Below are 26,810 nucleotides of genomic sequence, written 5' to 3'. Positions count from 1 at the left end.
GCCTTCTAAAATTAATTAGCTTGCCAATGGCACTTAAACGAAATTCCGATCAATCTTCCTCTTCTAAAAAACCATCTCAATCAAAAATTAATACTGAAGAGCGATCGCTGTTAACCGCTACTACAATTAACGAAGAAAACGAACAGAATGAAGAGAGCATTCGTCCCCATACTTTAGCTGATTATATCGGACAAAAAGATTTAAAAGGGGTGTTACAAATCGCGATCGCAGCAGCCAAAAGCAGACAAGAACCCCTCGATCATCTTTTGTTATATGGCCCTCCTGGTTTGGGCAAAACTACTATGTCGTTAATTTTGGCGACAGAAATGGGAGTCAACTGCAAAATTACTGCTGCACCTGCTTTGGAACGTCCGCGAGATATTACGGGATTATTGGTTAATCTGCAACCAGGAGATATTCTTTTCATTGATGAAATTCATCGTCTCAACCGCATGAGCGAAGAATTACTTTATCCTGCGATGGAAGATTACCGCTTGGATATTACTATTGGCAAAGGACAAACTACAAAAATTAGAAGTATTCCCTTACCACGTTTTACTTTAGTCGGTGCAACAACCAAAATTGGTTCTCTTACTTCACCCTTACGCGATCGCTTTGGTTTAATTCAAAGATTACGTTTTTATGAACCTGATGAACTAACTCTGATTATCCAACGTACAGCAGAAATTTTAAACTGTTCAATTACTGAACCAGGTGCAACGGAAATTGCCCGTCGTTCTCGTGGCACACCTCGAATTGCCAATCGTCTCCTCAAAAGAGTCAGGGATTATGCCCAAGTTCACCAACAAGAAATTATTACCCCAGAATTAGCAGCAACAGCACTAAATCTGTTTAATGTGGATGCTTCTGGTTTAGATTGGACAGATCGTTTAGTACTCGGTACGATTATTGAACAATTTAAAGGGGGGCCAGTAGGATTAGAAGCTGTAGCAGCAGCAACAGGAGAAGATGCCAGAACAATTGAAGAAGTTTATGAACCCTATTTGTTACAAATTGGTTATCTCAGTCGTACCCATCGCGGTAGAATTGCCACAGAAGAAGCTTATCGGCATTTAGGTTATGTTATATAAGCTGAGTTCAAGTTACATATCCTTTAAAGACGAATATATTTTTCAAAAATCTTGCTAAAGTCCCGTTTTCTATAGTTTTCCAAAATTTTGGCATTAAAGTTTACCAGAAGCGAATTGTAATGCTTCACAATTGTTTCTTCGTTTTCAATAGTGCCAAGTTTGTACATGGATGCTAAAGCTTGAAGACACAAAGTAGCGTTGTTGCGGGCAATTTCTTCATTATTCTGAATTTTGCCAATCGTGATTAGAACTTTGTAAATATCCTTCAAAGATTCGAGGCAATTTTTACTTACGTCAATACTAAAAACTAGGCGATCATCTAAAGTAAATTTCAATTCAATATCTAAGTCTAGGTTACCTGCCGTTTCAATGAATACTTGTGAAATTTTATAACTGACGTATTCATAACGCTTGACAATTCTTTTACTAGAAACAGCCGAATCTCCATCAACATGAATTAAAGCCAAGTTAGTAAAACAATATTCATCTTTTTTTGATTTGATTAAGAAAAATATTTTCTCTCCATCCTCGTGAAACAAATAATCATCCGCATCTACTTTATCGTAATCAGTTGGCGAAATAATTTTGCCAATATCGCTAAGACCAAGTGTTTCAGCTGCTAATTTTTTAAACATTGTAAGTTTTGCAGGTAAAAATTAACTATAATTTCTTGTTTAGTGTAGGCGAATCTAATACTTATTGAAGTTACTAAATAAACAGGTATTTTATACTCTTTGGTAAACTAAAAAAACGCGATCGCTTTATCTAAACTAGAATTACTAAGCTTAATTGAGATTTAGACCAAAATCTTGCCCAATATAACATTCATTTAAAAAGTTAAACATTATTTCTTGTTAAAAGATAATTAAAAAAAATTTTCTGACTTAAGTTTCGTAATATATTCTGATATCGAACCATCCCAATAACATTTTGTACATCTTACGTTGTTGAATTCATGAATACATAACTCATAGCCATAAAGAATATGACTGCATTCTGGACACAACGAATTCATCTTGGAAGTTGGTTGATAATACAGGCTACCACATTCATCGCAGATATTAATTAGTGATTTGGAATCCATTTCATAATTACATAAAAATAAAAAGCTCAACCAGCTTAGTTACTAGTTACTAATTACTAATAAAGTAAAAATTGTTATTTTAAATAAAAATGAGGCTGTCAAACTGCACTAAATCAGAGTACCGATAGCCTCTAAAGAATTAAGATATGAAACCAATAATTTAGAGATAAGGATGACTTTGTTGAGAACTTTCCTTGTTCCAACATTTGTTTAGTAACTGAATTTTATATAAGTGCCAAAATAGATTCATATTCCAAACAGATTGATGATCGAAAAGATGCTGATTAAGGTAGTACCAAAAAGGATTGATTAGTAATTTAATTTTTCTATTCATCGACCTAAAATTTCCTTGCCTATAAATTTGTATTTAAATCAAACTTCCAAACTCAACAATTTTCTAGAAGTAGATTTTCTAATACTAATGTGGCAGATATTACTCTTAATTTCCTTGGTCGTAATTGCGTAAAGTTGATCACTATTTTTCTAAATGTTAAGTGATTTTACGAATTGTCAATTGCAGCCATTTTAGCTCTGGTAATATCTAGAGTAATTTTTCCGCCAAAATCAGGAATAGGTGCAGCGAGTTTAGATAACTTGACTCTTACTTGGTGAACTTTTTCGAGGCATAATAATTCTTCTGCGATCGCATCAACTAATTTTTCAATTAAAGCGAATTTAGCCGTTTTAATTTTTTCTTTGACAATTGCGATCGCTTGTCGGTAATCTAAAGTATCTTCAATGCGATCGCTTTGCGCAGCAGGTTTTAAATCTACCCATAAAGTTAGATCTACTTCAAACCATTGTCCTAAAATTTGTTCTTCTGGTAAATAACCAGTGTATCCGTAACAGCGAATGCCAGTAACTTGAATTGAATCCATTTATTCAGTGAGCAGTTATCAGTTATAAATTATCTGTAAAAACGTAGCATGATACGTCTGTACAATTAATATTTATAAATCTTTATGAGTAAAAGGTTTAGCATTATTACCACTATAGGTAGCAGCAATATGACCATTACCAGTAACTTTATACTTATAAGTTACTAAACCTTCTAAACCGACTGGCCCTCTGGGGGGCATTTGTTGAGTACTAATACCTACTTCTGCTCCAAAGCCATAGCGAAAACCATCAGCAAAACGAGTAGAACAGTTATGATAAACCCCAGCAGCATCTACTTGATTCTGAAATGTTTCCGCAGTTTGAGAGTTTTCTGTTACGATCGCATCAGTATGTTTAGAACCGTAGGTATTAATATGCGCGATCGCAGTTGCTAAAGAATCTACTATTTTTATAGAGAGAATTAAATCGCTATATTCTGTACTCCAATCGGTTTCTGTGGCAGGAGTAGCGGGGATAATCTGACAGGTTTGTTCGTCTCCTCGCAATTCTACACCTTGAGCCGTCAACGCTAAAGCAATTTGAGGTAAAAATTCTGAAGCGATCGCCTGATGAATTAATAAAGTTTCAATGGCATTACAAGCTGCGGGATACTGAGTTTTGGCATCAACCGTAATGTTAATGGCTTTTTCTAGATCAGCATCCCCATCGATATAGAGATGACAAATGCCATCAGCGTGTCCTAAAACAGGAATGCGAGTATTTTCTTGTACGTAACGGACAAAAGAATTAGAACCTCTAGGAATAATTAAATCTACATATTCATCTAGAGCTAATAACTGGTTAATTTCTTCTCTTGTAGTTAAAAGTTGTACAGTAGCAGGATCGACTTTCGTTGAAGCAAGAGCTTGATGAATTACTTTAACTAAAGCTTGACAAGAGCGGAGTGCTTCTTTGCCTCCTTTGAGGATGACACCGTTACCCGATTTAATCGCCAGACTAGTAATTTGAATTAAAGCTTCTGGACGAGCTTCAAAAATAATACCCAACACACCTAAAGGGCAGGTAACTCGTTGAAGAATTAAACCTTGATCCAACTCACGATGAATTTGCTTAACTCCAATCGGATCGGGTAATTTGGCTACATCTCTCACACCTGCGATCGCAGCTTGTAGTTTTGTTTCACCTAGATGCAATCTTGCGTATAAAGCTTGAGAAATTCCTTCTTCTTTAGCAAATTGACAATCTGTTTCGTTAGCAGCAAGAATTTCTGGAGTTGCTGAAGTAAGAGCATCCGCGATCGCTTCTAAAGCAAAATTGCGGTCGTGATTTGATAGTACTGCTAATTGACGTGAGGCTTGACGAGTTTGTTTCGCCAACTCAACTAGAGAAAAGCCGATCTCAGAAGCAACCATAATCCAACTTAATCCAGAGTGCATCACCTATTGTAACGAATTGGTGGTCACTCGCTGCACTCAAGTTTTATAACAGTTTTCACGCTCTATGAAGTACATCCTAAATGCGCTACGCGCACCTTCGGCGAGGTTGATTATTAATCTCTCATAATTAGTAATTAGTAACTGATAACTGTTAGATGGTGCATAAACCGATCTCAATCAACATACAAAGATAATGAAGACAGCAATTACTGCTTCATCAAATGCAAGAGGTCTAGAAATTAATTAAGATTGTGAGGTCACTATGAAATTCCGATTTGTTTCCCTTAGCCTATTATCTTTTTCAGCTTTATTACCCTTAACTCCTTCCTTTACCCCTGCTGCTAAAGCTTGTTTAGTTTACGATGTGAATACTCAAGTTGCCATTCACGGTTCTCAAACTCCTGCTCAACAAGAGAATGATGTTACTACAGGCAGTGATGATAAATGTTTTAACAACGTTGCAGGTGGTACTAATACTCAAGTTGGAATTGGTTCTGGTGAAGTACAACAAAATCGTGATGCTCAATATTTTGTAGGTGGTGGTGAGCAAAATAATACTGGTTTAACTACTCCTACAGTTACAGTTACTCCTTCTACCCAAGTTGGTATTTACAGTCCTGCTCACGATCCTAATTTTATCAATGGTGTTACTGGTCAACAATAAGAATTAGTAAGCTGCTGGTGCATTTAATTTATTGGTTGAGAAAAGGCAGAAAGACGGGGCGTATGAAGCCTGAACGCGATCCGACGCGGACAAGCATCGCAGGCGACAGCCCCTCCAGAAGGAAAAGGAAAATATGCAGGTGGGACAATGCACATCAGTTTAGCGAACAATTATTTTAATCAATTTTTGTCTAAAAAATCTGATTGATGTTCAAGAGCGATCGCGACTACTAAACAACAATCTCTCGCTTTATTGAAACAAACTAATAACTAGTTATTTTAAACTTTTACACTGAGCCTGATGGCGTAAAAAATGATCGCATAAAACCAAAGCTACCATTGCCTCAACCATCGGTACCGCCCTTGGTAACACACAAGGATCATGTCTACCTTTAGCTGCTAAAACGGTTTCATCTCCAGAATTGGTGACAGTTCGTTGTTGCTTACCAATTGTTGCCGTGGGTTTAAATGCAGCACGTAGAATAATATTCTCTCCATTAGAAATTCCTCCCTGAATACCTCCCGAACGATTGGTTACGGTACGAGTTTCGCCATTTTCATCGAGATAATATTGATCATTATGTTCACTACCCGTCATCGTTGTCCCCGCAAAACCCGAACCAATTTCAAATCCTTTGGTAGCAGGTAAAGACATGATTGCTTTGGCAAGCTCTGCTTCTAATTTATCAAAGACTGGTTCTCCTAATCCTTTGGGAACATGACGCGCTACACATTCTACTACACCACCAAGAGAGTCTTGATCTCTTTTAGCGCGCTCGATTAATTCGATCATTTGATCTGCAGATTCGGGATTGGGACAACGAACAATATTACTTTCTACTTGTTGAATCGTAACGCTATTACTATCTACTGACGCTTCTAAATCTTTAATTCGTTTAACATAAGCAACTATCTCTACACCTGCTACTGAGTTAAGAATTTTTTTGGCGACCGCTCCTGCTGCGACTCTACCAATAGTTTCTCTAGCAGAAGCTCTTCCCCCTCCTTGCCAGTTACGAATGCCATATTTGGCATCATAGGTAGCATCCGCATGGGAAGGACGATATTTGTATGCCATTTCATCGTAATCTTGAGAACGAGCGTCTTTATTTGTGACTAAAATTGCGATCGGTGTTCCTAGGGTTTTGCCTTCAAAGACACCAGAGATGATTTGACAGGTATCACTTTCTTTTCTGGGTGTCGTAATTTTACTTTGTCCTGGTTTTCTGCGGTCTAAGTCTATTTGTATTTCGGCTTCTGATATTTCTAGTTGTGGTGGACAACCATCGATGACGACACCAACGCCACCGCCATGTGATTCTCCAAAGGTTGTGATCCGAAATAGATGTCCGAATGTGTTTCCCATGATTGATTCTTCTTTTAAAATTACTCAGTTGACACGAATTTCAGTTATCAGGAAGGAATAGGGAACAAAAAAATGATGAATTAGCAATGATGAATGCAGAAATTATTTAATTCATAATTCATCCCTCATCATTCATAATTAGTTTTTTGTCTCCTGCCTACTGCCTCCTACAAATGACAAACCTGTTGCAAACTGTCAAAAAAGTTGGGGTAAGAAATATTGGCTGCGGTTGCGTCCTTAATCAGTGTTGTTGCTGAGGCTTGTAAGGCTGCTATTGTTAGACTCATGGCAATGCGATGATCGTCATAACTTGATACTTCTGTACCAGATAAAGGATGTCCGCCTTGAATTTCTAAGCCATCAGGATGTTCGATAATTTTTGCTCCCATACGACTTAGTTGAGTAGCCATAACTGACAAGCGATCGCATTCTTTTACTCTTAATTCGGCTGCATCTTTGATAATGGTTGTTCCTTGGGCTAAGGCTGCTGCTACGACAATAATGGGAATTTCATCAATCGAACGCACGGTTAATTCTCCTGCGATTTCACATCCTTGAAGGGGACTGTAGCGAACCCGTAAATCAGCAATTGGTTCTCCTGCGACTATTTTTTGATTTTCAATGGTAATATTCGCCCCCATTTTGCCTAAAACATCTAAAATTCCGATTCGAGTGGGGTTAATCCCGACATTGGTAAGAATTAATTCTGAATCAGGAATGATAGAAGCTGCTACTAACCAAAAAGCTGCTGAACTAATATCCCCAGGTACGATAACTGATTGTCCTTGTAAAGTATTCCCGCCAGTGATGGTAACGCTATTGGTTTCGGAGTCAGTAGTAATATCCGCGCCAAAGGCTTTTAACATCCGTTCGCTATGATCTCTAGATAAAGCTGGTTCGGTAACGGTGGTTTTTCCTGCTGTCATCAATCCAGTCAAGAGAAGACAAGATTTAACCTGAGCCGAAGCTACAGGAGAAAAATAATGAATCGGTTTTAATTTTTGCCCTTTGATTGCTAAAGGAGCTAAATTATTGTTATTTCTACCCCAAATTTCTGCCCCCATTTCCGTTAAAGGTTTGATTACCCGAGACATGGGACGAGAACGCAAAGAGCGATCGCCTGTGATGGTAAAGAAACGGTTGGATTGAGCGGATAAAATTCCTAAGATCAACCGCATGGTAGTACCAGAATTGCCTGCATCTAAAACATCTAGTGGTTCTTGTAGTTGTTCTAAACCTTCACCTTGAACTAAAACAGTTTCAGCAGTAAGATCGGAAATTTGGATTCCAAGCGATCGCAAACAATTGGCTGTACTAATTACATCTTCTCCTAATAATAATCCTTGAATGCGAGTTTCTCCTTGGGCTAATGCACCGAACATTAAGGCGCGGTGAGAAACTGACTTATCGCCTGGGATAGCAAGCGAACCTTTTAAAGAAATGCCAGAAGCAGGAGATTGAATAGTTAAGTCGTACTGGTTATAAAAGTTGATTGGGTTGGAAATTAAGTTAAGCATGGCTTTTTATCAGTTATCAACTAATCGTCCAAAGCTTTAATTTTTTGGTCACTTGGTATATTGCCAGGTTCTCTTGAATTTCTTTCAAGTGCCTGTAATTTTCTACGCAAAGTCTCTTTAGGCATTTCGCCTTTTGAGTTCACTTGTACGTATCACTTTCGAGAGTTTTATCAGTTATCTGAAACTGGACATATCAAAGATTGAAAAGGTTGAAAGGGTAGAAATAGAGAAGAGGTTTTTGCTCAAAAATTCAATTTGTCTTGCAAACAATACCCCAATCGAACTAAGCTATAAAAAATGGGGGGTAGAGGCATAAAGCTACGATTAATCTATGGCGTGCTACTTATGATCATCCCCTTCAAAAGCTAACTATTTTTAACCACTGCATCAAAAAAAACAATCATAAATAGTATGTTGAAACAAGCTATTGCAAAAATCAAAACTTGGCTTCCTGTCTCTGAAGTTCATGCACACTGCGATGGACCTTGCGGTGTTTACGATCCTGCTGCTGCGCGCATTACTGCGGAAGCGGTACTCTCGATGACTAAAAAAATTCTCGATCTAGAGATGCCAGCTTCTGGGGATAAGGCAGCTAATATCGCTTATCAAAACACTTTATCTCGTTATATTGCGATTAAAGAAGAACAAGCGCAAAAAACCAAGGAAGAATTATTAATTCTTTGGACTGACTATTTCAAACCCGTACATTTGGAAAAATATCCCGATTTACATGATACTTTCTGGAAAGCAGCTAAACTCTGTTCTGCTTGTAAAGTTGAAGTTAATCTCGAACACGCTAATGAATTAATGGATGCTGTTCAAAAAATTCACCAAATGTTTTGGGCTACTAAAGACCGTGATGTTAATTGGTACAAAGCTAGCTAGTTAATTCAAGGGATTAAAAAAATAAGGTGCGTTAATCCATCATTAGCGCGCCTTTTTAGTTATTGATATTTAAAGTTAGATGAAAACAGAATTACCAGAAAGTAGCTATCGAGAATTATTACTCTGGTTGTTGAGAAAAAGAAGAAGATTTAAAGTTGTCGGGCTGTCGATGGTTCCTTTACTTCAACCAGGAGAACAAATTCTAGTCGATCCTCAAGCTTATTTAAATACATTGCCTGAAATTAAAGATTTGGTGGTTGCCATTCATCCCTATCGTTCAGATTTACAGATTATAAAAAGAGTAGCCTTAGTTCAAGAAGATGGTAGTTGTTTTTTAAAAGGCGATAATCCAAAGGAAAGTACTGATAGTCGTTCTTTTGGTTTTATTTCTGGTGAACAAATTCTTGGTAAAGTAACTAGTCGTCTACCTTAAAGTATTTGATAGGATTTTACTTCTAAAACTGGTCCAATCATGGCTATAGTCATTACATCTTCGCGAATTTTTCCTTCGACTTGAACTTGCGGAAGAGATTGACAAAGTTCTTGGGGTGGATCTTTGAGTTCGTAAGTTTTACCATCGTCTGCTACTAATGCCCAAGTGCCAAAACCAAATCCTTTCTTTTCGATTTTTCCTGTTACTGTAATGCTCATAAGCTTTAAATTAAATTATTTGATTGAAATGTAGAGACGAAAGATCGATTCATCTCTACTATAGTCAATTTAAGCTTTATGTTTTTGTTTTTCTCCTTGACTAGCTAAATATGCCAAGCCAAAACATAAAATGGCATTAATCGCTAAAAATCCTTGTGCGATCGCATTACTTCCTAGTCCCCAAACGGCAGGATCGACTACGGCACTAATTCCCAAGCAAGCAGCTACACCTAAACTAGAACCAATTGCAAACCATTTGAGGGTTTGATGTCCTGACAAGAAACTAATTAAAGCAAAAGGAATTAAAACACTGGCAAAGAGTGGATTAAAAGTTGCACTACCAACGACTGTATTACCCAACTCTGGTAAGGAACTACCAAATAAACGCATCGGCCATTGAGGTAAGTCAAAGACATATAATCCCTGTAGGAAAAATAGTCCCGAACTACCAAAAATTAAACCACTTTGTAAACTCAGATTGAAGGGTAAATAGTTGCGTAACACCCAAGCTAGTAAATAAGAACCAAGTACCATCGCAATTTTAGGTAATAAAGCGATCGCGCCTCCATCAATCCAAAAACGGGGATTGAGATAGCCATTGTCTCTTAACCAACGGAAAAAGTCTTTGAAGGTAATTTGTCCTTTCAGGGCTAATTTTACTGCTGCACCTGCATCTAAATGACCAGCCCCAAAGTGATTGAGAGGATCTTCTTGTAATTTACGGGCAGATTGTTTTAAAACTTTTAAGACTTCAGCAGGTTCGGTAACACCCGAAGCTTGAACTAAAGCAGCTACACCAGCTACATGAGGTGCTGCCATACTTGTACCTTGGAAACCAACAAAAACTGATTCTCCTGTACTAGGATCGATGGTGTTTTGCAGAATTTTGCCTGTTTCACTACCACCAGGGGCAGAAATATCTACACCTGCACCATAATTGGAATAAGGAGCTTTTTCTCCTGTAGAATCGGTAGCAGCAACACTAATAACGTGGGGATAACGGGCAGGATAAGCAGCAGAATTTTGATTGGAATTACCCGCAGCAGCAATTACTACTACTCCTTTGTTGTAAGCATAATCAACTGCTTCTTTGAGTAAATTACTTTCACCACTACCACCCAAACTCAAATTAATCACATTGGCATTGTGATCAGCAGCAAATTTAATCGCTTCAGCGATATCAGCAACTGTACCACCACCACTACCAGATAAAACTTTGAGAGGCATGATCGTTGATTCGTAAGCAATTCCCGCTACTCCATAAGCATTATTAGTTGATTGAGCAATTGTGCCAGCTACATGAGTACCATGACCATTATCATCACTTGCTTCGGTGCGATCGTTGACGAAATCGTAACCTTCTGTAAATTTAGTAATTTTTAAGTCTGGAACTTTCGTTACTCCTGTGTCTATGACAGCTACGGTAATACCCGTTCCTTTAGTTTCATCCCAAGCTTGTTCGATGTTAATACTGCGAAAATTCCATTGTTTGGGATATTCTGGATCGTTTGGAACTTCTAAAGCTTGATAGATATAGTTAGGTTCAATATATTCAGTTTTTTGTTTAAGAGATGATTTTTTAAGTTGTTTAAGTAATTTGCGATCGCCTTCGACTATATAAACATGATCATTGATCGAAAAGATACTATTGAGGGTTGGTTGTTGCTGATATTTTTGTGCGATCGCACTAAGTTCTTGACTTACATTAATAGTAGGAATATCTTCCCGAAAGTCAATGATGATCGATTCAAATTCGCCTCGATTTGCCATTCCTGAGAAGTTAAACAGCGCAAATCCTAAACCGATAATAAATAAGCCGAGTAATAAAATCCTTTTCATCGCAACCCTTACCCTGACATCTTGGTAGTTTGTTTACCACGATAGCTTATCTTCTGGGTGAAAGAAGAACTTTTTTTTGCCAAGGCTCTAAGATTTATTAAAAATTGCGAGCGAGAGGATAAATCTGCTCAAGAGTAATGAGTTACTGGTTTTATTTGAGTGAAAAAGTTAGATTAAAAATTTGGTTTATTTAAGGAACTAGGTTGCAATAAACCAGTTGAAGGCAAATTTGGGTTAGTTTGATTAGATTGTCTAGTATTTTGGCTTTGATCTTGATAATTATTAGGTGAATTTGATTGATTATTACTATAGTTTACTAAAGGTAATTGATAATTAATTAATTTTTTTTCTGATGGATTTGAAGAATTAAAACTACTAGAAGAATAAGGTGCATTATTATTATTAACTTTAGGATTAATAGAATAGTTAAACTGAGGTTGAATGATTTGAGGAGAATTGTAATTAGGAGAATTAATTGTTCCGACTGATTCTATACTATTACCTATATTGATCGACTTTACTGAATTATTAAGGTTGGTATCATTTTTTGTCTTATTAGTGGAATTAATAATTTTTGGCTCAAACAAATTGTTTGTATTTAAGCTTTGATTGCGATTAGATAAATATAATTTACCTACAGGATTAGGTATAATATTTTCTGAGGCTCGATTATTTTTGTTACCCTGATAATTTGTTAGTGGACTAATGCTATTAAAATTAGATGAATTAAACGGAACTTGGTTAGACAACCTATTAATAGGTAAATTATTACTATAGTTATTGGAAGAAGACTCAAAACTTGAAGAATTATTTAATTTTGCTTTCTGCTGTTCTTTAAACTGATTAAAAACTGTTTTTTGATTTTTTCCGCTTGAAGAGTAATTTTTTGGAGATGATAAATTTAAGGGAATTGTAGCTTGGGATTCTAATTCTTGCAAAAGCAAATCAACATTGTCTAAATCTGCTCCAACTGCTAAATCTTCCGAAGATAATTGAGAGCGAGTTTGAGAATCATCAGTTGTTGAAGTTGTGTTTAACAATTCAGGATTTTGCCAATATTGATAAATCACTAACCCAAAGATAAAAACTATACTCAAAGACCCCCAAAATATCGGTCTACTAAAAGGTATTAAACGAGCTTTCAGATAACGAAGAGAGGCTGGAGTTTTAATAGACGATTTCATAAATTCATGAAGGACTATTGAGGATGTCTACAATATTATCACTTCTATTTTGTCTAACTAGAGCAAAGATTTAAATTATTCGTAAATAATTTAGGGCGTTTCAACAATTAGAAACAAAATTTTTATCTGCGGATTAGGGAGTGTCAAAAAATTCACCCTGCATAAAAAAATTGAACCCGACATACATAGAGAGTGAAGACAAAAATCACCAAAAAAAAGTTTCGAGGTCTTGAAAAATGAAAAAAGCTTCTTTAATCATCTCCACTCTCGCTTTAACTCTTGCTCCCGTCGCTGCTTTTGCTAATCCACAAGTTCAAACTTCTGTTCAAGGTGGCAGTAACAGTGCTGTTAGTGTTGGTGCTGGCAATTACACCAATCAAGCGGTTTCTAACGATTTAACTCAAACTCAAGTTGGTGCTGACGGTTATTATGGTGTTGACCCTCAAATTCAAAATTCTGTTCAAGCTGGTCAAAACCAATCTTTAACTAGTGGTTACGGAAATGTTACCAACCAAGGTGTTTACAATAATGCAGACCAAACTCAAATTGATTTCCCTGCTTATCCTTACTAATAATTAATTTACTTTTCTTGAATAGCAATTGATTGGGGCGACAAATGCCCCTTTTGTTTGAGAAATTTTCTTTTTTAAATGAAAAACTAGAGAAGAAAAAAAAGGTAGGTAAATAACCCACCTTTAAGTAAATAATTGAGCAATAATTAGTGATTTAATTCACTTGAGACAACAAGATTTTTGTTTCTGATGCACCTGCTTGACGTAATTGTCGAGTCATTTGTAAACTAACTAATGCGATCGCGAGCCATTGTCCTAAAATAGCTACAATGACAGTAGACATGGTGGTGTATTTGGTGGCAACGGTTGGGATAAAGGTAAACAACCAGATTGCAGGGGAAGAGTGGGGATCAAGACGGGTAATACCTAGAATAAATGGTGGTAAAACAATTAAAGTAAAGATACTGACGGCAGCCCAAATTGCTCTTCTTGGTGTTTTGATTGTTAACAGCCATTGTGCGATCGCAGTATAAAATAAAATCATATTAGTTGTCAGTATCAGTCCCCAAAATGCAGGTAAAGTTTTGTTCTCAAAGGGAAAAAGAAATAAACTAGGGATAATATAAATCATCGCAATTAATAAATTAATAGCAATCGCTACTGTAGAGGGACTTTTTTCACCAAAGATTAATTCTTGCCAGAGAAATTTACCTTCTTTTTTCAGTTGATGACGGTAACGCGCCCAGTCTTGTAAGGTTTGACGATGGGGGCTTAAAACTGCAATTAATCCTAGAAACATAACTACCAGGAAACATTGCAACATAGAAAAGTTTTCAAATAAACGATATTCTTCAGTAGTTTGAAGAGTAAACCCTAAGGCGACTGCGGTAAAACAACCAGTAAACCAATAACTTTGTGATTTACTAAGTAAGGTACTAACAGGATTATGAAAACGACGTTTTAATCCTTGCCATAACCAATAAGTCCATAAACAATAATTTAATAAAACTAACCCTATTCCCGAACTAGCTTTATGCCAAAAAGTTTGTCCATAAAATAATAACTCGGCAATGTTTTCTATATCTAAAGAATAAACATCTTGACTGGGTAAATAAGTAGCGTCTACTAAATAAGGTAAAACTATGCCAGGATGAAATAAAGTTAACCAATCTCCTGGTGTATTACTAACCGAATAACTATTGAAAATAATTGTATTAGTTACAAAGAGAAAAAATAAAACTACGCCACTGCCTACCCAAGGTTTAAATCCTGGTAATTTACTATTGAGCAAGCTAAATAGTAGAGCAAAACTATAAAAGAAAGCACAACTAGCAACAATAACTCCATCAAAAGCCAACAATAAACTGATTGGAATTTTTGCACCTAAACCTGCTATAAAATTAAAAGGTAGAGCAACTAAAACAAATAAATAAAGTAGAATAGGTACTCCTAAAAGTTTTCCTAGTAAAATACTTGTAGCAGACTGAGGAGTTAAACGAATAAAGTTTAAAGTTCCTCTACTTTCTTCTTGAGTTACGTCAGCAATTAATAAATAAGTGCCGACAATTAATAAACCAAAAATCCCTACTACACTTAAAGTAATAAAAATATCTAACCATAATAGTTGCCAATTAATCATCCAATTACCAACTAAATCGGTTTCACAACCATAATGATTGCGATAATATGGGTCTACTACTTTAAAACAATAACGACTATATTGATCAAATTTAGGCTCACTACTAGGTAGCTGACTAAAATAAATCAAACCAATAAAAAATTGAGTAGCGATCGCAAGTAAAGCAACAATAACAACATTTCTGGTTTTTAGTCTGCCTTTAATCTCGCGGAATAATTGAGGATTCCATTCTAAAAAATTATGCATCATCTTAGTTATTGGTATCATAGTTCTAGTTCAATTTAACTAAAATACAAGTAATAATTGTGATAAATTAATTACTCTCAACAAGTTTTCTTTTGAATTTTGATTTTTACCTTTTTCTAATAGTTATTTTCGCTACATTATTTAAGAAGCTTGTTGATGTCCTAGGTTAAGAAAAATACTTTCTAAATCTTCTTGTAAACAATGAAACTCAGTTACAGAAATATCTGCTTGAATAAGTTCTCGTAATAGATCGGCACTTTCTATTTCTCCTCCCGAAAAATTAACTTTTAAGCGGTTTGTTCCTGCTATTATTTCCCATCCTTCTACTAAAGAATTTTTACTTAGTTCGCCAGAAAGTAGCTGCAAATCTCCTAAACTACCAACAATAATCTGTTGACGAGATAAACGTCGATATAGTTCTTTTAAAGAAGCACTTTCTACCAAAAAACCTAACTCCATTATGCCCACTGAAGTACATAATTCTGCCAAGTCGCTAAGAACATGAGATGAAATCAGAATTGTCATGCCTGCTTCTTGCAAAACTTTGATAATTTGTCGAAACTGCATTCGGGCAATCGGATCTAAACCAGAAACAGGTTCATCTAATAGCAATAAAATTGGTTCGTGAATAATAGTTCTAGCTAAACTAAGGCGTTGTTTCATTCCCCGCGATAGACTGGAAATAATACTATTGCGTTTATTTTCTAGTTGAACTAACTCCAATACTTCATATAGTCGACGGTGACGATAAGGCTGCTTGAGACGATAAAGCCTAGCGAAATAATCCAAATAATCCCAAACATTTAAATCATCATACAGAGGAAAATCATCAGGAAGATAGCCTAAACGTTGTTTGATCTCAGGATTACTATCATCCCTTAAAATACGTTCTCCATTAATGTAAATTTCACCTTTTGTGGGTTCTTCTGCGATCGCTAACATCCTAATTAAAGTAGTTTTTCCTGCACCATTAGGTCCGATCAAACCATAAACTTCTCCTGGTAAAATCCGCAAATCGACTTCATTTACCGCCATGTATCGGTCAAATCTTTTGGTCAGTCCATAGGTTGCGATCGCTAATTCTTGCCCCATGTAAAATTTCCCAATTTTAGTATTGAAAATTTTGTCTTCATCGCTAGCTTAACTTTTTCTGTAAAAGCTTGACTAAGGAGAAATACTTTTTACTTGATAAACTACTTTTGAAGTTATTTATAGCGAGTAAAATCCGCAATATGCCCATTATTAACGAATATATTGAGCTAGAAACCCAACCAGAAATTAATATTCATAACTTAACCCCAATTGTTAAGAAAATCTTGGCAAATACTTCAATTAAAAATGGTTATGTTATCGTTTGTTGTCATCATACAACTACTGCAATCGCAGTTAATGAATATGAAGAAAGATTATTAGAAGATCTAAAAGTCTATCTCAACAAATTAGCTCCAGCTACAGATCGATATTTACATAATGATTTACATCTTCGAGATGTTCCACCTGATGAACCGATCAATGCTCATTCTCATCTCCTAGCGATGACACTTAATAACAGTGAAATTATTCCTGTGATCGATAGCAATCTAGCTTTAGGAACTTGGCAATCAATTTTATTTTTTGAATTAGATGGCCCTCGTCGAAGAAAAATTTTAGTTCAAATTAATGGAGAATAGTTTGATTTAATCAATCTCTTTCTGTACCTCTTTATGAGCCAAAACCGTGATTACGCCTAAGTTAAATAAGGCTTAAAATCATGGTGATTGCTATTAATCAGTCAATTTTAAAGGATTGTAAACTAAATTAAATTTAAATAAAATCTTTCAAATAAATATTCTTACTGATTCGAGTAATCTAGCATCTCTTACATTAAGATACTTTCCAAGGAAAAATTTAAGAGAAAATGCGGAGGATTAATTTTAATTATCGGTATATATTTTTGTTATCTTTACAAAAGACTAAATAAATACCCTGAAAAGAAAATTAAGAATAATTGCTTAAATGCTATTACATATATAGAAAAAAATCAGCAATTAATAACTTGTTATTCTTAAAGCTCTGGTAAGACTGGCAACTTTTACCCTGGGTAGATCAAGTAATCAAATTGTGAGTTGTGAAAACAAAGGAACTGTGAGCAATTATGTGGAATAAAATTAAAGACATAATGGGAATCAACGAAGAACAGTACGATCAAGATAGATACGACTACGAAGAATATCTCCCTGAACAAGAGGGCATGGAAGCTAGTAATTACTCAGATAATTATGAGCAAATCCAACCCAATTTTAATCAAGAAATGCTCGAAAATTATTCCAATAATCGCCGACCTGAACCTAAAAAATCGGTAGAAAAAATGCCCAAAAATAATGTAATTGGGATGCCTGGATTGACAAATGGAATTTCTGAAGTAGTGGTAATTGAACCCCATACTTTTGAAGAAATGCCCCAAGTCATTCAAGCATTAAGAGAACGTAGATCTGTTATTTTAAATCTTAATGTAATGAATCCAGAAGAAGCACAACGGGCAGTTGACTTTATTGCTGGTGGTACGTTTGCAATGGACGGTCATCAGGAAAGAGTAGGAGAAAGTATTTTTCTCTTTACGCCTAGTTGTGTCAAAGTTAGTACACTTTCTGGCATAATTCATAATGTAACTGAAACTCCTGAAAGTCGAGTTCGTCAAACTCCCAACAATGTGATCGACCATTGGGGTGAATCGACTGCTATGGCTCAATAATTACTGTGTTTAAGAATGAGTTCCAAAAGTAGCAAAATTCATTTTGGTATGATTGGTGGTGGGGTAATGGGAGAAGCCATTTTATCCCGCCTCATTCGTCAAGGAATTTATGCTGCTGAGAATATTTTGATCAGTGAACCACAAGCAGAACGAAGAAGTTTACTTCAACAACAGTATCAGGTTCAAGTAAGCAGCGATAATCAAGCTGCTGCTGAGGCAGAAGAAATATTATTACTAGCCATTAAACCGCAAATTTTAAGCAAGGTAGTTGCTCAATTAGCCCCAACGACATTTAGTAATTCTCATCCTTTAATCATTTCAATTCTCGCTGGTGTTCCTCTCAGTAAACTAGAATCAGCTTTTCCTGATCAGTCTGTAATTCGGGTAATGCCCAATACTCCTGCTACTGTCGGTGCAGGAATGACTGCGATCGCGACAGGAAAAAATGTTACAGTCGAAGAATTAAATAAAGCAAAAAATATTTTTACTGCCATTGGGGAAGTAGTAGAAGTCCCAGAATATTTGATGGATGCAGTGACAGGATTATCAGGATCTGGCCCTGCTTATGTAGCTTTGATGATCGAAGCTTTAGCTGATGGTGGAGTAGCAGCAGGATTACCTAGAGCGATCGCATCTCAATTAGCTATTCAAACCGTTTTTGGTACAGCTAAACTACTACAAGAATCACAACTTCATCCAGGCGAATTAAAAGATCGAGTCAGTAGTCCAGGAGGGACAACTATTGCGGGAGTAGCAGCTTTAGAAAAAGCTGGTTTTCGTTCGGCATTAATCGAAGCTGTTTTAGCTGCCTATCATCGTTCCCAGGAATTAGGACAATAACAGTTATCAGTTATAAAGTAGCAAGTAAAAAGTAAAAAGTAAAAAGTAAAAAGCGCGAAGCGTCCTGAGTGAAATGAAGGATCAAAGTAGTAATTAACAAAAAACACTACCAACCGATAAATCTATCTATCTGTGTAAAGGCTGTTGACAAACAATTAACCCCGATGATGACGCGTCATCATCAGCCGAAGGTGCGCTGCGCGACCAACCACCAACAATTAACTATCAACAAAAACAAGTATTTTCGGATGCAACTCATAGAAGCAAAAACTGCTATAAATTAGTTAACCTTATCATTACAGTTATACAAACAGAAAAGTATTGATGCGTAAACCAGGAACATTAATATTCTTTTGTGGAAAGATGGGAGTTGGTAAAAGTACAAAAGCGATCTCCCTAGCGAAGGAATATAATGCAATACTATTATCTGAAGATGAATGGTTGGAAGCTGTTTATCCTGAAGAAATTAAAGTTTTTGATGATTATATAAAATATTCAGCGCGTCTCAAGCCCTTATTAAAGAAACACGTCCAAAAACTCTTAAATTCTGGTCTTTCTGTAGTCATGGATTTTCCAGGTAACACACCTAATCAACGAGCTTGGTTTAAAGAGATATTTTCCGAGTATGAAATACCTCATAAATTATATTATCTAGAAGCAAGCGATCAACTTTGTTTAAAGCAGATCGAACAGCGTAGAAAAATCAACCCAAGTCGCGTCAATTTTGATACCGAAAAGGTTTTTCACCAAGTAAATCGTTATTTTCAACCTCCTACTGAACAGGAAGGGTTTAATATACAAATAGTCAGAAGAGACGATATATAGTGCAGCCTTAAGACATTACATCAATTTATTCTTCTATCCTCTACACCTGTGCTTTTTTTCTGTCGAGTTTAAATAAATCTAACTACACTAAGAAGAAAGAGATAAAAATTAACAGCTTAATTTGAATATGACTCGACCTCCCAAATTAAATATTCACCCATTAATTCAAAGATTAAAATGGGTTGCCGATCCTGTCGGTTATATGGAAACAGCAGCCCAACAACATCCTGATATTTTTGCAGCAGAAGTAATCGGCTTTGGTGATCAGTTTATCTTTGTCAATCATCCCCAAGGAATTCAACAGTTACTTACCCAGGATCGGCAACAGTTTTTTGCTTCTGGTAAAGAAAACGCCATCTTAAAACCTTTACTAGGGGAATATTCAATTGTCATGTTGGAAGGTAATCCCCACAGAAAAAGAAGAAAATTATTGTTGCCTCCTTTTCATGGCGAACGAATGCAAGCTTATGGCAAGTTAATTTGGAATTTGACAGATAAAATTTTTGCCCAATTACCAATTAATCAAACCTTTACTGCTAGAAAAATTACCCAAGAAATTTCTTTACAAGTGATTTTAGAAGCTGTTTATGGTTTATATGAAGACGAAAAAAGCCAAAAACTAAAATATTTATTGACTAAGGTTACCGATGTCTTTAGTTCTCCTCTAAGCTCTGCTTTACTCTTTTTCGACTGGTTACAAAAAGATTTAGGTGCTTGGAGTCCCTGGGGTAATTTTTTACGTCAACAACAGGAAATTGATAGTTTAATCTATGGTGAAATTACTGAACGTCGAGCTAAAGGCTATGAAAATCGCAATGATATTCTATCTTTAATGATGTCTGCCCGCGATGAGTCTGGTGATCCCATGAGCGATCGCGAGTTACGGGATGAATTGATGACTTTGATGTTTGCTGGACATGAAACTACTGCTACAGCTATGGCATGGGCTTTGTATTGGATTCATCGTCTTCCTGAAGTACGGCAAAAGTTAGTGGCAGAAATAGATAGTTTAGGTAGCAATCCCGAACCAATGGCGATCGCGAAACTTCCTTATCTAACTGCGGTTTGTCAGGAAACTTTAAGAATTTATCCAGTAGCAATGCTGACTTTTCCCAGAGTTGTCACCGAACCAATCGAATTATTAGGCTATCAATTAGAACCAGGAATGATTGCAATGGGTTGTATTTATTTAGCTCATCAACGAGAAGATATTTATTCCAATCATCACCAGTTTAAACCAGAACGTTTTTTAGAAAAGCAATATTCTCAATACGAATTTTTACCCTTTGGTGGTGGGGCGCGTCGTTGTATTGGAGAAGCTTTAGCGCAATTGGAAATGAAGTTAGTTTTAGCTAATATTCTTTCTAACTATGAATTAACCCTTGTTAGTCAAAGTCCAGAAAAACCTCATCGTCGTGGTGTTACTCTTGCCCCTACTGGTGGAGTAAAAATGTTACTGAAAGCTAAACGAACTTTGTCTACTGTTGCAGAAAAACCCAATCAAACAATTTTGACGAACTAATTACCAAGACAAAATAAAAAAGCTTATTTTCCTCTTCTGCATCCGAAGCACCTCCTCTTCCTCTGCCTTGCTGCGTTTTATAATTAATTACGCCCGCTTACTTAATCAATTCTTAGTGAGCAATTTCTTTGGTCTGTACAAAAAGTTATAGTAACAATTACTATAGATTTTTTTTCTCAATTCATGACGAAAAAATGGCAACAAGGGGAATTAGTTGAACTAGAAATTGTCGATCTCAATAGTAGTGGTGAGGGAGTAGGCAAGATTAATGGTAAAGTTGTCTTTATTCCCGATACAGTTACAGGCGATCGCGCTTTAGTTCGTTTAACTAAAGTAAAAAATAAATATAGCTATGGAAAAATTGAGCAACTTTTAATTGCATCTCCCTACCGCATTCGTCCTCGTTGTATTGTTGCTGATAAATGTGGTGGCTGTCAGTGGCAACATATTGATTGGGAATATCAGTTAGATAGTAAACGTCAACAGGTACTTCAAGCTTTACAACGGATCGGTGGTTTTTCACAAGTCCAAGTCAAACCCACTCTTCATACTCCTTATTCGCTCAATTATCGCAATAAATCTACTTATCCTTTAGGAATTTCTGCTAGTGGACAAGTTCAAGCTGGTTATTACCGTCAAGGTAGCCATCAATTGATTAATCTCAATCAATGTCCTGTTCAAGATGCTCGTTTACATCCTCTTCTAGCCGAAGTCAAACAAGATCTTCAGAAACAAGGTTGGACTATTTATAATGAAAAAACTCATCAAGGACAACTACGTCATCTTTCCCTACGTATCGGTAATCGTACAGGAGAAATCTTACTAACGCTAGTCACTACAGATAAAAACTTAACAGAAATAGAAGCACAAGCTCAAACTTGGTTAACTAGATATCCTCAATTAGTAGGAGTTTGTTTAAATTATAATCCTGAGCGTACTAATGTTATTTTTGGACAAGAAACTATTACTGTCGCGGGATCAAGTTACCTAAGAGAAATTTTTGCTGGAGTTGAATTAAATATCTTGTCAGATACTTTTTTTCAGGTTAATACTGAAGCAGCAGAATTGTTACTGAGTGATATTACCAAACAATTAAACTTAGAAGGTGATGAAACTATTGTTGATGCCTACTGCGGGATCGGGACTTTTACTTTACCTTTAGCCAAACAAGCAAAAAGTATAGTGGGGATCGAATTGCATCCAACTTCGGTTGAACAAGCCAAACAAAATGCAAACATCAATCAAATTACTAACGTCACCTTTTACGCTGAAGCAGTCGAAACTCTTTTACCACAACTAGAATTTACTCCTGATCTTATTCTTCTTGATCCCCCTCGTAAAGGATGCGAACCTCAAGTAATTGAAACTTTAATCAATCTTTCCCCTTCCCCTAGGATTATTTATGTTAGTTGTAAACCTGCAACTTTAGCTCGAGATCTGAATTTGCTTTGTCAATCTGGAAAATATCAACTTAACTTTGTTCAACCTGTTGACTTTTTCCCTCAAACTACTCACATTGAATCCTATGCTTATCTTAATGCGACTAGCTAATCTAGCAATTTTGATGCTCTTTGACGAAATCCTAGTATAATAGAGGAGGCAAGTTTTTAGGATACTCAAAGAGGCAAACTATGCTATTAGTCGGTGAAATATTCAACAATAATACCGAGTTAAAAAAAAATAAAACTTGTCTAGATTAACGGTTTTTCGGTCAACTTTTAAGGCAATCAAAACAATATTTACTGCAATATTGCCAAAACTAATTATTAAACTGTCTACTTCAAGATTTAACTATTTGGTGTCAGAGTATTAATTATATCTCTCTCAAATTAATCAACCAAATGCTTACCTAAATTATTTAAATTACACAATGACTGCTGATTTTTGTTCTATCTCGCTCGATTTAAACATAGTCGAACTAGCGAGAATTAAACCAGAGGTATAATCAGTGATTGCTATTCCTATTCCTTGGAATCGAAGCAAATGGACAAGAATGAGTTTTGCTTCTACTCTGTATCTTCATCCTATTCTTGAGCTACTTCTAGCTAATATTCCTACTGAATGGCGAGCAGAAGTAAGATTAGGTTTGCAAGAAGCTTTAGTTAATGCAGCCAAACACGGTAATAAACTTGATCCCAACAAGACTATTATTGTTCAGTTTTTAATTACAGATAGAGAATACTCTTGGATTATTACTGACGAAGGTACTGGTTTTGTCCCCGAATGTAGCTGCCATCACAGTTTACAGGAACATATTCCTCCAGAAGAAGCAGAAAATGGTCGTGGTTTATGCATTCTACATGAAGTTTTTGATCGGGTTCATTGGAATCGAGAGGGAACACAATTAACTGTTGCCAAATCGGTTAAGAAAAATCATCGCAAACAATCTCTGGTTAATTAAAACTTAATTACTGATGTTTACTGCAATCCTATGGTACAGTCCCAGAGGAAACCGAACCTTAGAGAAAGTTTAAATTTATCTAAGCTAGCACTGGCTTATCCTTGGCTAACTTTGTGCTTATGGTTGATTGTTGCAGTTGCTGGGATATTTGCTTATAGTTCTCTCAAATATGCTCTTTTCCCCGATATTACTTTCCCTGTAGTTATTGTTCAAGCTGAAACTTCTCTACAAACGACTTTAGCGACAGAGCAACAACTGACAACTATTTTAGAGCAACCTTTGCAATCTTTGACTGGATTAGATCAGTTAAATTCTGTTACTTATCCTGGACGAAGTATCATAACTCATTTGTTTTATCCAGGACAAAATTTAGCATCAGTGCAACAAGAGGTAGAAGCGAAGTTGACAGAAGTTTCTTTGCCTCCCGATACGGATGTTAAAGTTATTCCATTTAATTTAAATGAATCTACTGTGGTTAGTTATGGAATTACTAGTCAGAGTAAAAGTTTAACTGAGTTAATTCCAATTGTTCAAACACAAATGATCCCGACAATCAAATCAATTCCAGGTGTTTTAAGAGTCGATTTGTTAGGGGATCTTAGCAGTCAAGAATTAAATCAATCTTCAGAAACTTCTCTTCCTAATCATAGTTTTCCGTCGTTAGTTCATTTAAATGGTGACAATGCTTTAGCCATTGCCGTAGTAAAACGTAGTGATGCGAATACTCTCGAAGTAGTCAAACAAGTTCAAGCTGCCATTGCTACAATTCAACCAAGTTTAAAAGATATTCAAATAACTTTAGCAGCAACTCAAGCAGACTATATTCGTGAAGCAACACAAGCCACCATCGAAGCTTTATGGGGTGCAATTGTTTTGGCAGTGGTGGTAATTTTTGGTTGTTTACGCAATTGGGCAGCTACGATAATTACAGCTTTAGCGATCCCCATTTCTTTATTAGGAACATTTATCATAATGGCGATCGCAGGATTTAATTTGGAAACCATTACCCTCTTAGCTTTAGCTTTAACGATTGGGATTGTGGTTGATGATGCTATTGTCGATGTAGAAAATATTGTCCGCTATCTCGAAGCTGGATCTCAACCAAGACAAGCAGTTACAGAAGCAACTCAGGAAATTGGTTTTACTGTCTCGGTGACGACTTTAACCATCGTGGCGGTATTTCTCCCTGTTGCTTTTATGGGTGGTACAGTGGGACAGTTTTTTAAACCCTTTGGTTTAACGGTAGCTGCTGCGGTAATTACTTCTTTGTTAGTAGCTCGAACTTTATCACCTGTACTCGCTCTTTATTGGTTAAGAAGCAAAAACAATCGAGGAAATAATCATGGTGATTTTAATTCAAAATTAATATCTTACTATCGCCGATTATTACAATGGTCACTTCAACATCGAAAAACGGTAATTGCGATCGCGCTTATCACTATGGTAGCAGGATTAGGATTGATTCCTTTAGTTCCCAAGGGTTTTATTCCTCAACTAGATCGAGGTGAATTTAATATTATTTATACTACTCCTTTACCAAAATTAGACCAAATACCACAGCAACAGGAAACGGAAGCAAATACAAGCAATCAAGCAGAAACTAATCAAAACTTTGCTTGGTTGCAACAATTAGCTCAATCTCCTGCCAGAATTTTACTTAATAAAACCCTCCGAGTCGGCAAAGAAATTGAACAAGTTACCCTAGCTGATCCCGAAGTCCAGTCAGTCTTTACTGTAGCAGGATTGCAAGGAAAACCAAATCAAGGCAAACTCTACGTCAAACTCAATCCCAACCGCACTTTAACTACTGCTGAAATACAAGCTCAACTACGGAATAAATTACCTACCATTCCTGGAGTGCAAATAAGTATTGAAGATATTCCTTTCGTAGATATCGAAAGTAAACAAAATCTGCAAATTGCTTTAGCAGGAGATGATCTCAAAGCGTTAACTCAAACTGCTAAACAACTACAAAAAAAAGTTGAAACGTTGCCAGGTTTTGCAGACATCACTTTGAGTAACGAATCAGAAAATATTGATAGTTTAACCAAAATAGAACGCCGTAACGGCCAAAGAGTAGTTTTCTTTAATGCCAATCTTAGCCAAGGCAAAACTATCGGTGATGCAACCGAAGAGCTTGAAGAAATCGCCAAACCTCTTTTACCTCAAGGTGTAACCTTGCAGTTATCAGGAGATGCTGCTCTTAGTAGTGATGTTTTAGGTAGTTTTGCTGAAACTCTCATTTTTGCGATCGCGTGTATGCTTCTCCTTTTAATTTTACTATTTGGAAGATTATTAGAACCAATCGTTGTTGCTTTATGTCTTCCTTTAGCTTTAATTGGGGCAATGCTCGCTCTACTGTTTACTCAAAACGATTTTGGCATGATTGCGGTGATTGGCACCATCTTTTTAGTCGGTTTACTCGATAAAAATGCTATTCTGCTGATGGATTATATTAATCAGTTACGTCAAACTGGTTTAACTCGCACCGAGGCGATCCTCAAGACAGGAATAGTGCGTCTTCGACCAATTATTATGACTACAGGTTCAACTGTTTTAGGAATGTTACCCATCGCGTTAGGTTGGGGCGCAGGAGCAGAATTACGTCAACCAATGGCAGTAACAATTATTGGTGGTTTAATTACTTCTACCTTATTAAGCTTGATTGTTGTACCCGTAGTTTATACTCTTCTTGAAGATTTCTGGGTGCAAAGAGTTCATCAAAAGCGGTCTTAATAAAACTAATTTTGTTTGAAGTTGCTTAAGTTTGATCTATTTGGATGATTATTATTGTAGAATAGGTAAGCAAACTTTTCGGCGGCATAGCCAAGTGGTAAGGCCGAGGACTGCAAATCCTTTATCCCCCAGTTCGAATCTGGGTGCCGCCTTAATTTTTACAATTATCGAAAAAGAACGAATAATTGTTAAGACTAACACACCGATACACAGGTTTTTTCTGCCTCAATGCGATCTCAGCTAGTCTTCGACGCTCAAAGAAGTCCGCACTCGGCGCGTAGCGATGGGTTCACTCCCTTCGGTCGCGGTCGCACAAAAAAACAGTCACCACAAGTTAAGAATAAAAAGAAATTAAGTGATTGATATTATAGCACTACGCAAATATGTTAGGACAAAAAACCTGTTGGGGAAGGGGCTTCGGGTCGCTTACAGTGGGAACTTGTTTCCTACTTCGACCCTCACCTTGTGAGGGGGCGATTGGCGAGGTTGCCTCGCAAGGGACAGCCCCTCCGCTTCATGAATCGCTCCTACGATCTATAATGATGTCCTCATCTTTCTTTGTACGGCTATAAGAATAAATTTCATGAGAACCAAACAATATTAACCAGTAAACATTCAGTAGTAATAAAAATTAAGCAATTTAGTATTAGCATCAATAGTTAAAACTAAATAGTAATAGTTTTGGTTTTGAAAATCTTTTTATTATTTTTAATGCGAGCAGTAAAAAACTTTTAAAAATAATTTCTTTTATTATCAAAAAAATCTCTGGCTTAAGTCGTAACTTAGAACCAATCTTTTTTCT

At 36.3% G+C, this 26,810-nt stretch carries 24 protein-coding genes and 1 tRNA gene; 14 read left to right on the top strand and 11 right to left on the bottom strand.

Going from position 1 to position 26,810, the window contains the following annotated elements; genetic code table 11:
• Window positions 1-26: 26 nt before the first annotated feature.
• Window positions 27-1,091: a Holliday junction branch migration DNA helicase RuvB gene (ruvB, locus tag STA7437_RS08675; RefSeq protein WP_015193007.1), complete on the top strand. Its 1,065-nt coding sequence runs from the start codon at window positions 27-29 to the stop codon at window positions 1,089-1,091.
• A 23-nt stretch (window positions 1,092-1,114) separates the two neighbouring features.
• Here the strand turns inward: ruvB and STA7437_RS08670 are convergent, their stop codons facing one another.
• The 3 genes from STA7437_RS08670 to proA form a co-directional block, all read right to left on the bottom strand.
• The gene (locus tag STA7437_RS08670; protein ID WP_015193006.1) at window positions 1,115-1,726 is read right to left on the bottom strand and encodes a PH domain-containing protein; all 612 of its coding nucleotides are present in this window, start codon (window positions 1,724-1,726) and stop codon (window positions 1,115-1,117) included.
• 949 nt (window positions 1,727-2,675) lie between these two features.
• Complete coding sequence (gene folB / locus STA7437_RS08665) at window positions 2,676-3,053, bottom strand: dihydroneopterin aldolase (protein WP_015193004.1); 378 nt, start codon at window positions 3,051-3,053, stop codon at window positions 2,676-2,678.
• A 72-nt stretch (window positions 3,054-3,125) separates the two neighbouring features.
• A complete protein-coding gene (gene proA / locus STA7437_RS08660; protein WP_041619891.1) occupies window positions 3,126-4,427 on the bottom strand; it encodes a glutamate-5-semialdehyde dehydrogenase in 1,302 nt (433 codons plus the stop codon).
• A gap of 286 nt (window positions 4,428-4,713) precedes the next feature.
• On the opposite strand from proA, the gene STA7437_RS08655 reads away from it, so the two are divergent.
• Entirely contained in the window at window positions 4,714-5,115 is a 402-nt protein-coding gene (locus STA7437_RS08655) for a hypothetical protein (RefSeq protein WP_015193002.1), read from the top strand.
• A gap of 23 nt (window positions 5,116-5,138) precedes the next feature.
• Here the strand turns inward: STA7437_RS08655 and STA7437_RS27400 are convergent, their stop codons facing one another.
• The 3 genes from STA7437_RS27400 to aroA all read right to left on the bottom strand — a co-directional run bounded on the left by STA7437_RS27400 (window position 5,139) and on the right by aroA (window position 7,997).
• A complete protein-coding gene (locus STA7437_RS27400; RefSeq protein ID WP_281169259.1) occupies window positions 5,139-5,270 on the bottom strand; it encodes a hypothetical protein in 132 nt (43 codons plus the stop codon).
• Window positions 5,271-5,388: 118 nt separating this feature from the next.
• The gene (aroC, locus tag STA7437_RS08650) at window positions 5,389-6,480 is read right to left on the bottom strand and encodes a chorismate synthase (protein ID WP_015193001.1); all 1,092 of its coding nucleotides are present in this window, start codon (window positions 6,478-6,480) and stop codon (window positions 5,389-5,391) included.
• 167 nt (window positions 6,481-6,647) lie between these two features.
• The gene (gene aroA / locus STA7437_RS08645) at window positions 6,648-7,997 is read right to left on the bottom strand and encodes a 3-phosphoshikimate 1-carboxyvinyltransferase (RefSeq protein WP_015193000.1); all 1,350 of its coding nucleotides are present in this window, start codon (window positions 7,995-7,997) and stop codon (window positions 6,648-6,650) included.
• 411 nt (window positions 7,998-8,408) lie between these two features.
• On the opposite strand from aroA, the gene sodN reads away from it, so the two are divergent.
• Both sodN and sodX read left to right on the top strand, forming a co-directional pair.
• Window positions 8,409-8,882 (top strand): superoxide dismutase, Ni, encoded by a 474-nt coding sequence (sodN, locus tag STA7437_RS08640; protein WP_015192999.1) that lies wholly within the window; start codon window positions 8,409-8,411, stop codon window positions 8,880-8,882.
• A gap of 79 nt (window positions 8,883-8,961) precedes the next feature.
• Window positions 8,962-9,315: a nickel-type superoxide dismutase maturation protease gene (sodX, locus tag STA7437_RS08635; RefSeq protein WP_015192998.1), complete on the top strand. Its 354-nt coding sequence runs from the start codon at window positions 8,962-8,964 to the stop codon at window positions 9,313-9,315.
• Here sodX and STA7437_RS08630 read toward each other — a convergent pair.
• The 3 genes from STA7437_RS08630 to STA7437_RS08620 form a co-directional block, all read right to left on the bottom strand.
• On the bottom strand, window positions 9,312-9,533 hold the full coding sequence (locus STA7437_RS08630) for a hypothetical protein (RefSeq protein ID WP_015192997.1): 222 nt from the start codon (window positions 9,531-9,533) through the stop codon (window positions 9,312-9,314). The genes sodX and STA7437_RS08630 overlap by 4 nt on opposite strands.
• A gap of 69 nt (window positions 9,534-9,602) precedes the next feature.
• Window positions 9,603-11,372 carry a S8 family peptidase gene (locus tag STA7437_RS08625; RefSeq protein ID WP_015192996.1) on the bottom strand — a complete coding sequence of 590 codons (1,770 nt, stop codon included), beginning with the start codon at window positions 11,370-11,372 and terminating at the stop codon, window positions 9,603-9,605.
• A 173-nt stretch (window positions 11,373-11,545) separates the two neighbouring features.
• Window positions 11,546-12,556, bottom strand: coding sequence for a hypothetical protein (locus STA7437_RS08620; RefSeq protein ID WP_015192995.1), 1,011 nt, complete (start codon window positions 12,554-12,556; stop codon window positions 11,546-11,548).
• A 236-nt stretch (window positions 12,557-12,792) separates the two neighbouring features.
• Between STA7437_RS08620 and STA7437_RS08615 the strand changes: the two genes are divergently transcribed.
• A complete protein-coding gene (locus STA7437_RS08615) occupies window positions 12,793-13,128 on the top strand; it encodes a hypothetical protein (RefSeq protein WP_015192994.1) in 336 nt (111 codons plus the stop codon).
• Window positions 13,129-13,282: 154 nt separating this feature from the next.
• Here the strand turns inward: STA7437_RS08615 and STA7437_RS08610 are convergent, their stop codons facing one another.
• Window positions 13,283-14,956, bottom strand: coding sequence for an ABC transporter permease (locus tag STA7437_RS08610; protein WP_015192993.1), 1,674 nt, complete (start codon window positions 14,954-14,956; stop codon window positions 13,283-13,285).
• A gap of 138 nt (window positions 14,957-15,094) precedes the next feature.
• Window positions 15,095-16,045: an ABC transporter ATP-binding protein gene (locus STA7437_RS08605; protein WP_015192992.1), complete on the bottom strand. Its 951-nt coding sequence runs from the start codon at window positions 16,043-16,045 to the stop codon at window positions 15,095-15,097.
• Between the two features lie 140 nt (window positions 16,046-16,185).
• Between STA7437_RS08605 and STA7437_RS08600 the strand changes: the two genes are divergently transcribed.
• The 9 genes from STA7437_RS08600 to STA7437_RS08560 all read left to right on the top strand — a co-directional run bounded on the left by STA7437_RS08600 (window position 16,186) and on the right by STA7437_RS08560 (window position 26,160).
• Complete coding sequence (locus tag STA7437_RS08600) at window positions 16,186-16,623, top strand: secondary thiamine-phosphate synthase enzyme YjbQ (RefSeq protein ID WP_015192991.1); 438 nt, start codon at window positions 16,186-16,188, stop codon at window positions 16,621-16,623.
• A gap of 464 nt (window positions 16,624-17,087) precedes the next feature.
• Window positions 17,088-17,684: a cell division protein SepF gene (locus STA7437_RS08595; protein WP_015192990.1), complete on the top strand. Its 597-nt coding sequence runs from the start codon at window positions 17,088-17,090 to the stop codon at window positions 17,682-17,684.
• Between the two features lie 15 nt (window positions 17,685-17,699).
• Window positions 17,700-18,524: a pyrroline-5-carboxylate reductase gene (gene proC, locus STA7437_RS08590; RefSeq protein WP_041619274.1), complete on the top strand. Its 825-nt coding sequence runs from the start codon at window positions 17,700-17,702 to the stop codon at window positions 18,522-18,524.
• A gap of 324 nt (window positions 18,525-18,848) precedes the next feature.
• A complete protein-coding gene (locus tag STA7437_RS08585; RefSeq protein WP_015192988.1) occupies window positions 18,849-19,349 on the top strand; it encodes an AAA family ATPase in 501 nt (166 codons plus the stop codon).
• Between the two features lie 127 nt (window positions 19,350-19,476).
• On the top strand, window positions 19,477-20,871 hold the full coding sequence (locus STA7437_RS08580; RefSeq protein WP_015192987.1) for a cytochrome P450: 1,395 nt from the start codon (window positions 19,477-19,479) through the stop codon (window positions 20,869-20,871).
• Between the two features lie 183 nt (window positions 20,872-21,054).
• On the top strand, window positions 21,055-22,422 hold the full coding sequence (rlmD, locus tag STA7437_RS08575) for a 23S rRNA (uracil(1939)-C(5))-methyltransferase RlmD (protein ID WP_015192986.1): 1,368 nt from the start codon (window positions 21,055-21,057) through the stop codon (window positions 22,420-22,422).
• Window positions 22,423-22,819: 397 nt separating this feature from the next.
• Entirely contained in the window at window positions 22,820-23,272 is a 453-nt protein-coding gene (locus STA7437_RS08570) for an ATP-binding protein (protein WP_015192985.1), read from the top strand.
• 30 nt (window positions 23,273-23,302) lie between these two features.
• Window positions 23,303-26,008 (top strand): efflux RND transporter permease subunit, encoded by a 2,706-nt coding sequence (locus STA7437_RS08565; RefSeq protein WP_015192984.1) that lies wholly within the window; start codon window positions 23,303-23,305, stop codon window positions 26,006-26,008.
• 80 nt (window positions 26,009-26,088) lie between these two features.
• Window positions 26,089-26,160, top strand: a tRNA-Cys gene (locus tag STA7437_RS08560).
• Window positions 26,161-26,810 lie beyond the last annotated feature (650 nt).

This window comes from Stanieria cyanosphaera PCC 7437, from assembly GCF_000317575.1.
Lineage (GTDB): Bacteria > Cyanobacteriota > Cyanobacteriia > Cyanobacteriales > Xenococcaceae > Stanieria > Stanieria cyanosphaera.
This window is presented reverse-complemented; position numbering and strand designations above follow the sequence as displayed.

Excerpts from the sequence above, each read along its gene's own strand:
- ruvB (WP_015193007.1), top strand. The coding sequence starts at position 27 with ATGGCACTTAAACGAAATTCCGATCAATCTTCCTCTTCTAAAAAACCA.
- STA7437_RS08670 (WP_015193006.1), bottom strand. The coding sequence starts at position 1,726 with ATGTTTAAAAAATTAGCAGCTGAAACACTTGGTCTTAGCGATATTGGC.
- folB (WP_015193004.1), bottom strand. The coding sequence starts at position 3,053 with ATGGATTCAATTCAAGTTACTGGCATTCGCTGTTACGGATACACTGGT.
- proA (WP_041619891.1), bottom strand. The coding sequence starts at position 4,427 with ATGGTTGCTTCTGAGATCGGCTTTTCTCTAGTTGAGTTGGCGAAACAA.
- STA7437_RS08655 (WP_015193002.1), top strand. The coding sequence starts at position 4,714 with ATGAAATTCCGATTTGTTTCCCTTAGCCTATTATCTTTTTCAGCTTTA.
- STA7437_RS27400 (WP_281169259.1), bottom strand. The coding sequence starts at position 5,270 with ATGTGCATTGTCCCACCTGCATATTTTCCTTTTCCTTCTGGAGGGGCT.
- aroC (WP_015193001.1), bottom strand. The coding sequence starts at position 6,480 with ATGGGAAACACATTCGGACATCTATTTCGGATCACAACCTTTGGAGAA.
- aroA (WP_015193000.1), bottom strand. The coding sequence starts at position 7,997 with ATGCTTAACTTAATTTCCAACCCAATCAACTTTTATAACCAGTACGAC.
- sodN (WP_015192999.1), top strand. The coding sequence starts at position 8,409 with ATGTTGAAACAAGCTATTGCAAAAATCAAAACTTGGCTTCCTGTCTCT.
- sodX (WP_015192998.1), top strand. The coding sequence starts at position 8,962 with ATGAAAACAGAATTACCAGAAAGTAGCTATCGAGAATTATTACTCTGG.
- STA7437_RS08630 (WP_015192997.1), bottom strand. The coding sequence starts at position 9,533 with ATGAGCATTACAGTAACAGGAAAAATCGAAAAGAAAGGATTTGGTTTT.
- STA7437_RS08625 (WP_015192996.1), bottom strand. The coding sequence starts at position 11,372 with ATGAAAAGGATTTTATTACTCGGCTTATTTATTATCGGTTTAGGATTT.
- STA7437_RS08620 (WP_015192995.1), bottom strand. The coding sequence starts at position 12,556 with ATGAAATCGTCTATTAAAACTCCAGCCTCTCTTCGTTATCTGAAAGCT.
- STA7437_RS08615 (WP_015192994.1), top strand. The coding sequence starts at position 12,793 with ATGAAAAAAGCTTCTTTAATCATCTCCACTCTCGCTTTAACTCTTGCT.
- STA7437_RS08610 (WP_015192993.1), bottom strand. The coding sequence starts at position 14,956 with ATGATGCATAATTTTTTAGAATGGAATCCTCAATTATTCCGCGAGATT.
- STA7437_RS08605 (WP_015192992.1), bottom strand. The coding sequence starts at position 16,045 with ATGGGGCAAGAATTAGCGATCGCAACCTATGGACTGACCAAAAGATTT.
- STA7437_RS08600 (WP_015192991.1), top strand. The coding sequence starts at position 16,186 with ATGCCCATTATTAACGAATATATTGAGCTAGAAACCCAACCAGAAATT.
- STA7437_RS08595 (WP_015192990.1), top strand. The coding sequence starts at position 17,088 with ATGTGGAATAAAATTAAAGACATAATGGGAATCAACGAAGAACAGTAC.
- proC (WP_041619274.1), top strand. The coding sequence starts at position 17,700 with ATGAGTTCCAAAAGTAGCAAAATTCATTTTGGTATGATTGGTGGTGGG.
- STA7437_RS08585 (WP_015192988.1), top strand. The coding sequence starts at position 18,849 with ATGCGTAAACCAGGAACATTAATATTCTTTTGTGGAAAGATGGGAGTT.
- STA7437_RS08580 (WP_015192987.1), top strand. The coding sequence starts at position 19,477 with ATGACTCGACCTCCCAAATTAAATATTCACCCATTAATTCAAAGATTA.
- rlmD (WP_015192986.1), top strand. The coding sequence starts at position 21,055 with ATGACGAAAAAATGGCAACAAGGGGAATTAGTTGAACTAGAAATTGTC.
- STA7437_RS08565 (WP_015192984.1), top strand. The coding sequence starts at position 23,303 with ATGGTACAGTCCCAGAGGAAACCGAACCTTAGAGAAAGTTTAAATTTA.